This is a genomic window from Thermovibrio sp. (assembly GCA_015488335.1).
GTDB lineage: Bacteria > Aquificota > Aquificia > Desulfurobacteriales > Desulfurobacteriaceae > Balnearium.
Window position 1 is genome coordinate 1 of sequence record WFNZ01000001.1, and the last position, 11,629, is coordinate 11,629.

At 44.1% G+C, this 11,629-nt stretch carries 15 protein-coding genes and 2 pseudogenes; 7 read left to right on the forward strand and 10 right to left on the reverse strand.

Going from position 1 to position 11,629, the window contains the following annotated elements:
* From F8H35_RS00005 to F8H35_RS00025, 5 genes and pseudogenes are all read right to left on the reverse strand, one after another.
* Window positions 1-208: pseudogene (locus F8H35_RS00005) on the reverse strand (DNA polymerase III subunit delta); the annotation flags it as partial.
* Window positions 195-749, reverse strand: coding sequence for a 4Fe-4S dicluster domain-containing protein (locus F8H35_RS00010; RefSeq protein WP_472571527.1), 555 nt, complete (start codon window positions 747-749; stop codon window positions 195-197). The pseudogene F8H35_RS00005 and the gene F8H35_RS00010, both read right to left, overlap by 14 nt.
* Window positions 746-1,327, reverse strand: a complete 582-nt coding sequence (locus F8H35_RS00015) for a YqaA family protein (RefSeq protein WP_472571528.1) — start codon at window positions 1,325-1,327, stop codon at window positions 746-748. The genes F8H35_RS00010 and F8H35_RS00015 overlap by 4 nt, the downstream gene beginning before the upstream one ends.
* The gene (gene surE, locus F8H35_RS00020) at window positions 1,328-2,071 is read right to left on the reverse strand and encodes a 5'/3'-nucleotidase SurE (protein WP_472571571.1); all 744 of its coding nucleotides are present in this window, start codon (window positions 2,069-2,071) and stop codon (window positions 1,328-1,330) included.
* Between the two features lie 7 nt (window positions 2,072-2,078).
* Window positions 2,079-2,330, reverse strand: coding sequence for a nicotinamide mononucleotide transporter (locus F8H35_RS00025; protein WP_472570220.1), 252 nt, complete (start codon window positions 2,328-2,330; stop codon window positions 2,079-2,081).
* A gap of 49 nt (window positions 2,331-2,379) precedes the next feature.
* On the opposite strand from F8H35_RS00025, the gene F8H35_RS00030 reads away from it, so the two are divergent.
* Together F8H35_RS00030 and F8H35_RS00035 are read left to right on the forward strand one after the other, a co-directional pair.
* On the forward strand, window positions 2,380-3,474 hold the full coding sequence (locus tag F8H35_RS00030; RefSeq protein ID WP_472571529.1) for a WYL domain-containing protein: 1,095 nt from the start codon (window positions 2,380-2,382) through the stop codon (window positions 3,472-3,474).
* 58 nt (window positions 3,475-3,532) lie between these two features.
* On the forward strand, window positions 3,533-3,778 hold the full coding sequence (locus F8H35_RS00035; RefSeq protein WP_472571530.1) for a hypothetical protein: 246 nt from the start codon (window positions 3,533-3,535) through the stop codon (window positions 3,776-3,778).
* 168 nt (window positions 3,779-3,946) lie between these two features.
* Here F8H35_RS00035 and F8H35_RS00040 read toward each other — a convergent pair whose 3' ends face one another.
* The 3 genes from F8H35_RS00040 to F8H35_RS00050 are packed head-to-tail and all read right to left on the reverse strand — an operon-like array spanning window position 3,947 to window position 6,996.
* The gene (locus F8H35_RS00040; protein WP_472571531.1) at window positions 3,947-4,345 is read right to left on the reverse strand and encodes a YkvA family protein; all 399 of its coding nucleotides are present in this window, start codon (window positions 4,343-4,345) and stop codon (window positions 3,947-3,949) included.
* Window positions 4,346-4,403: 58 nt separating this feature from the next.
* Window positions 4,404-5,528, reverse strand: a complete 1,125-nt coding sequence (hemW, locus tag F8H35_RS00045; protein ID WP_472571532.1) for a radical SAM family heme chaperone HemW — start codon at window positions 5,526-5,528, stop codon at window positions 4,404-4,406.
* Window positions 5,509-6,996, reverse strand: coding sequence for a tetratricopeptide repeat protein (locus F8H35_RS00050; RefSeq protein ID WP_472571533.1), 1,488 nt, complete (start codon window positions 6,994-6,996; stop codon window positions 5,509-5,511). The genes hemW and F8H35_RS00050 overlap by 20 nt, the downstream gene beginning before the upstream one ends.
* 66 nt (window positions 6,997-7,062) lie before the next feature.
* Between F8H35_RS00050 and F8H35_RS00055 the strand changes: the two genes are divergently transcribed.
* The 5 genes and pseudogenes from F8H35_RS00055 (at window position 7,063) to argF (ending at window position 9,573) form a co-directional block, all read left to right on the forward strand.
* On the forward strand, window positions 7,063-7,941 hold the full coding sequence (locus F8H35_RS00055; protein ID WP_472571534.1) for an N-glycosylase/DNA lyase: 879 nt from the start codon (window positions 7,063-7,065) through the stop codon (window positions 7,939-7,941).
* Window positions 7,938-8,000: pseudogene (locus F8H35_RS00060) on the forward strand (prepilin-type N-terminal cleavage/methylation domain-containing protein); the annotation flags it as partial. The gene F8H35_RS00055 and the pseudogene F8H35_RS00060, both read left to right, overlap by 4 nt.
* Window positions 8,001-8,105: 105 nt before the next feature.
* Complete coding sequence (locus F8H35_RS00065) at window positions 8,106-8,426, forward strand: hypothetical protein (RefSeq protein WP_472571572.1); 321 nt, start codon at window positions 8,106-8,108, stop codon at window positions 8,424-8,426.
* Complete coding sequence (locus tag F8H35_RS00070; protein WP_472571535.1) at window positions 8,402-8,644, forward strand: hypothetical protein; 243 nt, start codon at window positions 8,402-8,404, stop codon at window positions 8,642-8,644. The genes F8H35_RS00065 and F8H35_RS00070 overlap by 25 nt, the downstream gene beginning before the upstream one ends.
* Window positions 8,644-9,573, forward strand: a complete 930-nt coding sequence (gene argF / locus F8H35_RS00075; RefSeq protein ID WP_472571536.1) for an ornithine carbamoyltransferase — start codon at window positions 8,644-8,646, stop codon at window positions 9,571-9,573. The genes F8H35_RS00070 and argF overlap by 1 nt, the downstream gene beginning before the upstream one ends.
* Here the strand turns inward: argF and F8H35_RS00080 are convergent.
* Together F8H35_RS00080 and F8H35_RS00085 are read right to left on the reverse strand one after the other, a co-directional pair.
* Complete coding sequence (locus tag F8H35_RS00080; RefSeq protein WP_472571537.1) at window positions 9,570-9,749, reverse strand: hypothetical protein; 180 nt, start codon at window positions 9,747-9,749, stop codon at window positions 9,570-9,572. The two genes, argF and F8H35_RS00080, sit on opposite strands and share 4 nt — an antisense overlap.
* A complete protein-coding gene (locus F8H35_RS00085; protein ID WP_472571538.1) occupies window positions 9,731-11,617 on the reverse strand; it encodes an EAL domain-containing protein in 1,887 nt (628 codons plus the stop codon). Before F8H35_RS00085 ends, F8H35_RS00080 begins: the two co-directional genes overlap by 19 nt.
* Window positions 11,618-11,629: the final 12 nt, after the last annotated feature.

Consider the following 11,629-nt stretch of genomic DNA (forward strand, 5'->3'; position numbering starts at 1 on the left):
GTGGAGACGGGCCGAAGAGGGAGCTCCCTGTAAACCCGAAGAACTCCTCCAATGAGTCCGGGTAGAATTTCTCAATTTTCCTGATTTCAGAAACCTTTTTTATAAACTGGTCTGTTAAGTAGCTCTCATCACCGTAGATGAATATCCTCTTCCAGGAAAGACCCTTTTTCAGCTCCCTTAGAGCTTCCTGAACCTTAAGGGTTTTCATTCTTTACCTTAACAAGGGTTATGGACTTTGGAATTGTTGGGCAGGCGTGGACGCACTTACCGCACCCTTTACAGTGTTCTGAGTGGAACTCAGGGTAGTTGAAGTCTATGAGGGTTATAGCCTTGTCCATCTGTGGGCAGCTCCAGTAGCAGCTCTGGCAGAAAACGTCCTGAAAGGCGACGCACCTGTTTTTATCAAGCTTTGCAACGTATCTGAATCTCTCAAGGTTTTCTTTAGAGAGAGCTCCCGTCGGGCAGGCTTCTATACAGGCGTAACACTGCTCGCAGTAGTTGTTCTCAAAGTTCATAAAAGGGGTATCAAGAACTATCGGGTTCATCTCCTTTACCCTGTCTAAAACACCTGTTGGGCAGGTGTCAATACACTTTCCACACTTGTTGCAGAGGGCTAAAAAGGTCTCCTCGTCGGCGCTTCCCGGCGGCCTTATGAAAGTTTTGTTGGGCTTTGAAACCTCATACGTAAACTCTGCAGCCGCCTGAACTAAAGATTTCCCAAGCATCTTAAAGAACCGTCTTCTGCTCACGGCAGAACTCCTTTTCTGTACCTTCTGTAGATTAGAAAGGCAAGCAGGAGGAGAGCTCCCCCTACAAGTGAAAGTATATTAACGTTCCGAATGACAAAATACTGAACCTCTCTTCCGAAGAAGTAGATGAGGGCGGCCTCGGCGAAGAACCTGCTTCCCCTTCCGATTAAAGAGAAGATAAAGAGCTTCCTCAAAGATGCAAAGAGAACTCCCGACGTAACTGTAAAGAGCTTGTAGGGTAGCGGTGTAAACCCTGCAAGGAGGATGATTAAGCTCTCGTAAGACTCGTAGAGCCTGTGGACTTTTGCAACCTTCTCCTTTCCGAAGAACCTCTCCGCCAACGGTTTCCCACCGAAATAACCGACGTAGTAGCCAACAACTCCCCCCAGGGCTGAAAAGAGGGTAGCAACGGCGGCGTAGAGAAAGGCGCCTTTAGGGTTTGTCATTGAAAGTGTTAATAGGAGAACGTCTGGAGGAATGGGGAAGAAGATGGCCTCAATGAAAGCGTTTAAGGCCAGTGCGTAAACTCCGTACTTGAGTGCTAAACTCTTCCAGAAGGCTATTGATAGGAATTCCATCTACCACTCGTAGTTTTTAAGAATTTCCAGCGCCCTGTAGTCTGTAAGGTCTAAGTGGATTGGTGTTATTGAAACGTATCCGTTCTTAACAGCCCAGTAGTCGGTTCCCGGCTCTGCCTTCCAGTTGGGCTCCTCTCCACCTATCCAGTAGTAGACCCTTCCCCAAGGGTCTCTCCTCTCCTCAACCTTCTCTGTGTAGTCCTTCCTTCCCTGCTTAGTTATCTGAACTCCCTTTATCTCATCCTTTGGCAGGTTTGGAATGTTTACATTTAAACAGCACCCTTCGGGAATTCCTTGATTGTAGGCTCTAAGGGTTATCCTCTTTGCCCACTCTGCTGCGTCCTTCCAGAGGAAGTCTTTAAAGGTTGCAAGTGAAAAGGCGATTGACGGGATGCCAAGGAGAGCTCCCTCCATGGCGATGGAGACGGTTCCAGAGTAGGTTATATCTTCCCCAAGGTTGGGACCCCTGTTTATCCCGCCGATTACCATATCGGGTTTCTTACCTTTCATTATGGCGTGAATCCCTATGTAAACGCAGCTGGTTGGCGTTCCGTCAACGGCAAACCAGTTCTGGTCAACCTGTTCGCACCTTAAAGGCCTGTGGAGGGTTAGAGCCCTCCCAACTGCGCTTCTTTCCCTGTCTGGTGCCACGACAACAACGTCTGCAAACTCAGATAGTGCTTCGTAGAGCGCCTTTAAACCGTCAGACCTTATTCCGTCGTCGTTTGAGAGGAGGATTTTCAGCCTCTTTTTAACTTCCATTGTTGACTCCCAAGAAAACCCACCTGATTATACCTACAACCTCAACGGCTCCGTATATGAGTGAGCTGACCATTATTCCGTACTGTTTTGTAAGGTAGCCGTAAGTGGCGTATAGTGCTGAAGCAAAGAGGGCAACGACGAAGCCCACCTGAGGATATCCAAGGGCGGTTATCAAAAGTGCCAGAACCCCAATTACAGAAGCCGCTATTTCCAGAACTTTTTGGAACTTTGTCCTCTCCAACTTTCCTCCTTTAAAGGTTGATTTAAAATATTCCTCCGGGAGGGAGAAGTTGCAAAAGGTCAACTTAATTGTTGAGATACTTAAGGTTCTATCTGAGAGGGGAGGGAAATTTATAACAACAACCGAGATTTTCAAAGAGCTTAAAGAGAGGGGAGTTCTGGAGAAAGGCTCTGAAAGGGAGCGAGCCGAAAGGAAAAGGCTCCAGAGAGCACTCTCTGACCTTTTGGAGGGTGGATACGTTGAGAGGCGGTTCTTTAGGACAAAAGGTAAAAGGCCTGACGAGTGGAGGATAAACCTTAAGGCCTTTCCCTATTTCGTTTCATACTCTGAGGAAGAGCTCATCTCCCTCTTTACCTTAATCTCTTTTGTTCCGGGGAAATACAGAGAGATTGAGGTCTTAAAACCTGCTTTAAGGGCTGTAGAGCGGCTGGGAAAGAGTTTAGATCGGGAAAAGAAAGAGATTGCAAAGGAATCGTTTGACTACCTTCCCATTCCCGTAGAGAGGTTTGCCTTTATCTCAAACGGAACCCTTCAGATGATTTTTAAGGCTATAGTTGAAAAGAGAGGGCTTATCGTTAACTATGCAGGCTATCAGAAAGAAATTTTCCCGATAAAGCTCTTTACCTACAACGGCGTTTTCTACCTTTCAAGTATTGATTTAAAGACAAAACAGCACCGATCTCTACTCGTTCAGAAGATGAAAGCCCTGAGTTTTACAGATGTAGACCTTCCAGACTACTACAGGCAGAAGTTTAAGGATGTTTATTTTCCCTTTGATAGAGACCCGTTTGTTCTGAAAGTTCGTCTTCCTGCCGACTACTACAGAGACGTCAGGCCTGAGCACGGAATACTCCTCTACCCTACCCAGTTCAACTACAGGCTCTTTGAAGATGAGGTGGAAATTCTCCTTGTAGGTTATCCCAGCTACCGGTTTGTCAGCTGGCTTATTTTAGACGAGCTCCTCTCCGTCTCTCCCCCAACTGAGGATGACATAGAGATAGCTAAGGAGAAGAAGATAAAGAGAGAGTTTCCCGGGCTGAGCTACAGCCTGAAAGTCAACAGGGAGAGGTTTGAGGCCTTTAAGAAAGAGCTTAAGAGGTTTTTTGATGTGAGGAGCTCCCTCCTGAAAAAACTCTCCATATGAGCCAGATTCTGGGTTATTGAGTTCTTAAGCTAAAGAAAACGGTTAAAAGGAGGGGGCTATGGCTGTATTTATCTGTTCCCGTTGTGGAGCTATGGTGGAGAGCTCCGGAACTCCCAACGTTTCCGGCTGTTCTTCAGGTTCCCACGTGTGGCACAGGGTTTGCGACAGAGGGGGAATTACCCCTCAGCCGGGAACACACCCGTATCAGTGTAAAAAATGTGGAAAAGTTGTTTACTGCTCTGGAACTCCCTACTCTTCAGGTTGTCCTTCAGGGGGTTCTCACGTGTGGGTAAGGCTCAGTTAGGGCCTACCCTTTACTCTTGAAAAGTAGTTACAGGTGGGGTTTGAGCAGACGATAAACTTCCCAAAAAGTGTTTCAACAAGAAAGAGGGAGTGGCCGCACCGAGGGCACGGCCCGAAAACGGGGATTTTTACGACTCCTATTCTTTTTATTGTTTCCTTTAGCAGAGGATTAAGCATTTTCTCTTTGCCTTCTCCATTCTCTGTACTTTTCTAAGTCCTCTTCCACTAAGTAGAGGCAGATGCTCACAACTAAGGCGTCGTCCACCTGGCCTATTATGGGAATGAAATCGGGTATCAGGTCTACCGGGTTAAGGACGTAGAGGAGTGCTGCCGTGATGGCGGCAACTGTAAACCACGGAACGTCTGTGTATTTTCCGGAGAAGAAGTCCTTGAGCAAGGAGAAGAAGTCTTTAACGTCTTCAAAGAACCTGCTTAAGGGTCCCTTGAGCTTCCTCTCAATCTCCTCTTGCCTCCTTAGAACTTCCTCAATGTCCTTTTCTGTTATCCTTGATGCGTTCTCCCTTAAGACCTTTTCTGCTTCTTCCCTTGAAATTTCCTTCTTTCCCATTTCAGCCTCAGATTCGGTTTCTAATGTATATTAACGGGAATTTACCCCGAAATCTGTCTCAAAAGAGGACATTTATCAGCTGGGAGATGACGCTGTTTGAGACGAAAAGACCTTTTTTCCCCAACCTCAATCTGTTCTTTTCTATTTCTATCAGCCCTTCTTCTATCAGGCCTTTAACGATTTCAGACTTTTCAAGGGCTTCTTTAAACCTCTCTTCAAGCCCAATCTCTTTTAAGTTTACTCCCTCTGTGAGCCTTAAGCCCATTATGAGCTTGAGTTTTTTCAGATCTTCTCCTTCAAATATCTCTTCTTCCTGTGTTGGGAGCTCCCCCCTTTCCACCTTCTCTACGTACTCCTTTATGTTGCTAACGTTCTTCCAGTATTTATTAACGTAGAAAGAGGCAGCCGATGGGCCAAGGCCTAAGTAGTTCTCAAGCTTCCAGTAGTTGACATTGTGCTTGCTCTCAAAACCGGGAACTGCAAAGTTTGATATCTCGTACTGCCTGAAACCTCTCTCTTCTAAAAAGGAGATAGCCTCTAAGTAGATTTCGTAAACCGTTTCCTCCTCAGGCAGTCTGAACTTACCCTCTGAAAGTTCTTTAAACAGCGGTGTTTCCTCGTAGACCGTAAGGGCGTAGAGGGAGACGTGGTTTATCGGAAATGAGAGGGCGGTTTCAAGGTTTTTCAGGAAATTCTCAACGGTTTGGCCGGGAGCTCCGTAAATAAAGTCAACGGAAACATTTGAAAATACTGAACAAACGGTTTCAAGAGCTTTTAGGTTGTCTTCTGGAGTTTGCCTTCTTCCAAGGGTTTTAAGGGTTTCTTCAGAGAAGCTCTGAATTCCTAAACTGATTCGGTTTACCCCTATTAGAGAGAGCTCCCTCAGTTTCTCCTTTTCTGCATCTTCAGGGTTGAACTCAACGGTTACCTCTGAGAACTGCCCCACCTTAGAGAGGATTGACTCAAAGAAGGCCGGCTCCATCAGTGATGGAGTTCCGCCACCAAAGTAGACTGTTGGGAACTGGGAGAGCTCTGGCCCTCTTATAGAAAGTTCCCTGATAACGGCTTTCCTATAGGGATGTTTAAGTTCTAAAAAGCTACCTGAGTAGAAGTCGCAGTATCTACACTTCTCTCTGCAGAATGGGACATGGACGTAAAGTGACTTAAACGTTTCCCTTCTCAAGTTCCTCTATCTTTTCCTGTAAAGCTTCATCTTTTAGAACCTTCTGGGCTTCCCTATACCAGGAGAGAGCTTTTTCTTTATCTCCCATAAATTGGTATATCTCTCCTAACTTAACCTTTAGTTTCGCTTTATCTTCTTCCGTGTAGTCCTCTCTTTTTAGCTCGTCAAAGAGAAAGGCGATGGCCTCTTTTTCTCTGTTCTGCTGTTTCATTATCTCGGCAAGGAGAACCGCTGCTTTTGGCCTGCACTCTGTATCTAATGCTTCTCTTGCTTCCTCTTCCGCCTTCTTCAACTTCCCTATTCCCATGAGAGCTTCTGCAGCAGAAATAAGCCTTTTCCCATCTTTATGTTTCTTCAGCGTGAGGACTTCTTCTTTAATTTTCCTGGGTGGTTCTTCTTCCTTACCGCTTATGAAATCGTTGACCAGCTCGTTTATGTCAAGAACCTGATCAAGGACTTCTAATATCTGTTCAGGTTCGGGGAGCTCCTCCTCTTTTGAAGCTTCAACCGATAGCGATAGTTCCTCTTCTGGTCTAACTGCCTTTAAGTATGCAACAATTCTCTCGTAGAGGTTTTTGTCTATCAGCTGTATCTTGTTAAGGTACTCTTGAGCTTCTTCCACTTCTCCTAACTCGTAGTTTATTAGGGCAAGGAGCGTGTACTTGACTTTCGGTAGGGGAACGTTTGATACCAGTGATTTCAGGAAGTCTAACCTGCCTGCTTCCTTAAATTGAGATACTATAAATGTTAGGAAATTAAAGTCGTCTTTGTGCTCTTGAAGAAGCGTAAGGAGGATGGACTGAACTTTTGGATTCTCCATGTAAGAGATGGTCTCTATCAGATGTTTATCAAGAGCTTCTGTTGTTTTGATTCTCCTTGCCTTCAGGAAAGACCTTAGAGCTGCCGGGTAGTTTCTGAGGTTAATGTACATGTTTCCTGCAAGTATGAAGTTGACGAGAGCGTTCTCTTTATCTCCCTTTTCAAACAGCACATCGCCGTACTTTTCGTAGAATACCGGGTGAGAGGTATCCTTCAGGAAGCTCTCAATCATCTCTTTAAGTGTTGATGTATTTATCCCCGTCTCTTCCATTTTCTGGAAGGCATCTAAGAGAACGTTAAAGGCGTCGTAGTAGAGTTCTTTTCTCTTAAAGGCATTTGTGAGGAGTTTTATTGCCTTCAGGTTCAGGGGATCTATCCGGAGGGCCTTTTTTAAGACCGGAATTGCAACGTCGTAGTACTCTTCTTCCAGTTTTCTTTCAGCAAATGAGATAAGTGTTGATACAGCCTCATCTTTTCTTCCTAACTTGACGAGAGCATCAACGTAGGGGTTTAAAACTGATATTTGATCCGGTTTCTTCTCAAGGATTGTCTTGCCGAGCTTTACTACTGTCATGAAGTCCTGGTTTTTTACAGCCTCCGAAAACAGTTCCTCGTCGCTCTTTTTTCTGAAAAAGTCAAACAGGCCCAATGTTTCCCCCGGAGGTTCTGGATGTCAATGTATTATATTACAGTGAACCATAATGGGAGTTTAAAAATGAAAGTTGACCTCCGGCTGAATCCAGATAGGGCGAGGGAGGTGGCTTTTTTACTCCTTGAAGCTCTTAAAACCAACGGAATTTTTGGCCACAAGGAGCTCCCCGACGATGCAGTGAAAGAAGTGGCTAAAGAGCTTGATAGGGATACACTTCTTCTAATTGTTACCTATACAACTGCACTTGACTACATGAGAAACGCCGAGGAGCTGTGGAAAAGCTCCCTTAACACCCTGAAGGATGAGGAGGTGAACTGGGTTTTTGACCCAGATTCTGTTGTAAAAAGGGGAAAAGAGGAGCTCTTAAGGGCTCTGGAGAAACACGGCCTTGCGAAAAAGAAACACAGGGACGTGGATATATGGTTCACCATTTCAGAAACCCTCTCTAAGAAGTACGGTGGCAAACTGACAGCCCTGTTTGAGGAGTACAGTTACGATGTGGTTTCAATGTTTGAGGACTTCTTGAAGAATAGAAAGGAGGAGTTTCCTTCCCTCTCAGGTATGAAGATATTTCCCCACTGGATAAGGAGCTTAAAAGAGAAGGTTACCATTCCAGTTAAAAGAGTGGAAGAACTTCCTATTCCTGTAGATGTTCACGTTGCAAGGGCAACTTTCACTACCGGCTGTATAACCGGTAGGTATTCTGCCAAGGGGATAACGGAGACAGTGAAGAAAAAGGTTATTGAAGTGTGGCGGGAAGGTTTAAAGGGAACGGATATAGCTCCCATAGAGATGTTCAGACCTCTCTGGCTTCTCTCAAAACACGGCTGTCACTACAGGAAGGACGGAGAGAGGCCAAAACTGGAACAGTGCCCCGTTTCTTCTTTCTGTGTTGACGGAAAAGTGGTTGTTACTTCTAAGAGAGTGGAGATTGATACGTGAGAAGAGGATTTACCCTTTTAGAACTCCTTATAGTTCTTACAATCCTTTCTCTCCTACTTACGCTTTTTTTCCCTGTTATCGTTAAAAACGGATTAAGTTCAGATGAGAGTTTCAAGACTAAGATTTCAACGCTTTTTTCCTCTTCTTTTGTTCCGGGGAAGAGTGTGCAGATCTGTGTGAACTTTAAAGAAAATTCATTAACTGTAGGGAGTGAAACTGTTAAAGTTCCTTATAAGTTAGACGTTCTTGTACTTCCCGGGAAAATAATCTCATCAGAACTTACTAATAAGTTCTGTTTTGATCTGAAGAATCTTACCTATGGAGCTCTCATTGGCGAAAAGGGGGAGCTCCACCCGTCAATCCTCTTTACCTTTCCCTCAGGAGAAGTTCTTTTCTATAATCTTTCAAGTGCCGAAGCTGAAACATTAAAAGATAAGGTGGGAAAGGGGAGGATTGTTGAATGGTTCAGTTACTACTCATTCTGAATCTCCTTGTTGTTTTTCTGCTTTTTATCTCTGTGGGAGCTCTCTTTTACTCTCTAAAAAGGTTTGCTGAGAAAGTAGAAGAGCTTGAGGCAGAACAGCTAAAACTCTCAAGTGCTTTAAGTGAACTGAAAACAAAAATGGTAAAACTTGAGAGCAGGCTTGAGTTCCTCCAGAATCAGGTTAAGATTCTCCTTACAGGACTCAGGAGGAGAGAGTAATGAAAGACTTTATATCCATGCTTGACGCCGATAGGTTATTCATAGAAAACATACTGTCTCTCTCTGCATTTCTGAAGGAGAAGGTAAAGAAGGGAGAGCTCTACAGACCTTTAGACGGCTTTACCGCCGCCCTTATCTTTGAGAAACCTTCTACGAGAACGAGGGTTTCATTTGAAGTAGGAGTTTACCAGCTTGGAGGCCACGGCGTTTATATGGATACGAGGAGCTCCCAGTTAGGCCGTGGCGAACCGATAAAGGACACAGCAAGGGTTCTCTCCCGCTACGTTGACCTTATAGTCATAAGAACTTTCGGTCAGGAGAGAGTTGAGGAGCTTGCCCGCTACTCAGACGTTCCAGTCATAAACGCCCTTACAGATGAAGAACACCCGTGTCAGGTTCTTGCCGACCTCTTTACCATCTGGGAGTACAAGAGAAAACTTGAGGGTTTAAAAGTTGCCTACCTTGGCGATGGAAACAACATGTGCAACTCCTGGCTCGTAGGTGCGGCATACACGGGGATGAAGTTCTACGCTGCAACTCCTGAAGGTTATGAGCCGCTTCCTAAATACGTTGAGGCTGCAAAAGAGATAGCCAGAAAAACGGGAGCTGAAATAGTTGTTACACACGACCCGATTGAAGCTGTAAAAGATGCAGACGTTGTCTATACAGACGTTTGGGCATCAATGGGTCAGGAAGAGGAAGCAGAGGAAAGAAAAAAGATATTTATGCCCTATCAGGTAAACTCTGAACTTGTTAAACATGCAAAGCCGGACTTCCTCTTTATGCACTGCCTCCCCGCCCACAGAGGTGAGGAGGTTACAGACGAAGTGATTGAAGGTGAGCGTTCAGTTGTCTGGGATCAGGCAGAGAACAGGCTCCACACGCAGAAAGCCCTTATCCTGAAGCTTGTTAGAAAGAGTAGGCCTTAAAGGAAGTTTTCAATAGGTTCAGGTTTCCCGAGGAAGTAGCCCTGCCCCAGGGCACTTCCCTTTCCTATTTTCTTGAGTGTTGAGAGGAGCTCCTCATCTTCAATAAATTCATAAATCACGTTTTTACCGAGTTTATTTGCAAGGGAAGTTATCGTTTCTACAATAGCTTTGAACACCTTATCTTTTTTGCCTTTTTAACGAGGCTTCCGTCTATTTTTATGTATTTCAGGCTCTCGTACTCTACGAGCTGTGCAATCCTTTCAAAGTTGGAGTATCCCGTTCCAAAATCGTCAATGGCAATATGAAAGTTATGGGAAGTTAAAGAAGGAATGACTTTTCCTATATCAACATCTTCTGTTTCAATAACTTCAGCCACTGTTTCTATACCCTTTTTAAGGGCTACTTCTTTAACCTGGGTGAGTTTTTCAAGAACTTCGTGGTTATAACAGGAGGTTGGGTAGAGGTTGACAAAGATTTTGCACTTCTCTTTTTTGTCGCAGTTTTCAATGAACTGTTTGAGTTTGTGGAGAACTGCTCTATCAAAGAGAGATGTGAATTTTAACTTTTTAACAACCTTTAGAAATTTATATGGGGAGATCAGTTTTTCATTTGGCAGAACAATTCTTGAGAGAACTTCTATCCCCTCTCTCTCTTCAGATTTAAGGTTTATTATCGGCTGGCCGTAGAGTTTAAGGTAGTTTTCACTTTCGGGATCTTTTAATAATTTTACAGCGGCAATTACTTCCTGAAACTCGTTTATTGTCTCTGAAAGGTCTGATATCTCAACAACAGTTTTTGATGGGAAATTTTCTTTTACAGTTTCTTCTATTGTATCTATAAAAATCGGGAAATCCTCTCGGGCTATGGCTGAAAGCTTTACAGTATCTCCTGAAATAACTACCGCTTTAATGTATTTATTTAGCTGTTCTTCAGATATTGAGAGTTTCTGGCAGGTTATCTCTTCTGCTTTCTTAAGGAGTTTCTTAATGGAAGATTTAACCCAGTCTTTCTTTTCACTTTCTGTTAAGTAAATAACGTAACATCTATATATCTCCCTCTCTCTATCTTCGTGGATAAAAGCCGTTCCTATACCATAACTGCTTTCATTTATGAGTCTTATCAGATTTAACGAGAATATCTTAAAAACTCTTATTGCGAGTTTATCTATATCTGTTGGAATGAAAATTAGGCTGAATATCTTTTCCTCAAACAGAGGGTCAAGGAGGAATTCGCTCAGAGATTTTTCTTTGCTGACTTCCCACTTATACTTGAGAAATATTGAGTAGAGGAGCAACAGTTTTGACTTTTCCGAAAGCCTTGCCCAGGTTCTGTATGCATACTTGTAGTTCCTGTTCCTGATGTATTTTGTTAAGTGGCAGACAAGGTTGTAGAGCTCCTCGTTCAGTTTTTGAAGTGCCAGGCTCACGTCCCTTGCGCTGTAGGATTTCAGGAGGAAATCGGCAGATGAGAAGTAGTGGTTTGCCTCAAAGCAGGAGACGTTTTTTATAAGAAACGCTATCAGTTCCTGAGCTGTCTGGCTTTTCTCCTCTCCCCTTATTAAACAGGCCTGTTCTAAAGCTTCAAGGAGTTTAATCTGGTCAGAGGCTATTTCGGGAATGTAGGCTAAGAACTTCTCCCAGGTTTTCCTCAACTCTTTAAGGTCTTCCGTTAGATATATCTCGTAGCTGAGCTCTGTAAGTTCGTGAAACAGTGATTCAATCTTCTGAGGCGAGGCGGGAATTTTTCCCTTTTCCGACAGGTTCAGAAGCTGTCTTTTTATAAACTCCATTGAGTCTATGAAGTCTTCCTGTGGTAGTCCTATTTTGTGGTGCAGAAGGATTACGCTTTCGTAGTTTTTCAGGGAATTTTCCTTATCAAGGAGGAGGTTCGCCATTAGAGAAGACTGCTTCTGAACGAGCCCTTTGAACATGTGTGGAGACGGAAAAAATGCGGAGAGGTGTGGAAGGTTTAACAGATTGTGGTAAAAGAGGTTAAATACCCTGTTGAGTATCCCCTGCAGTTTTTTTGGATCGGTTTTCTCCACAAACTTCCCCTA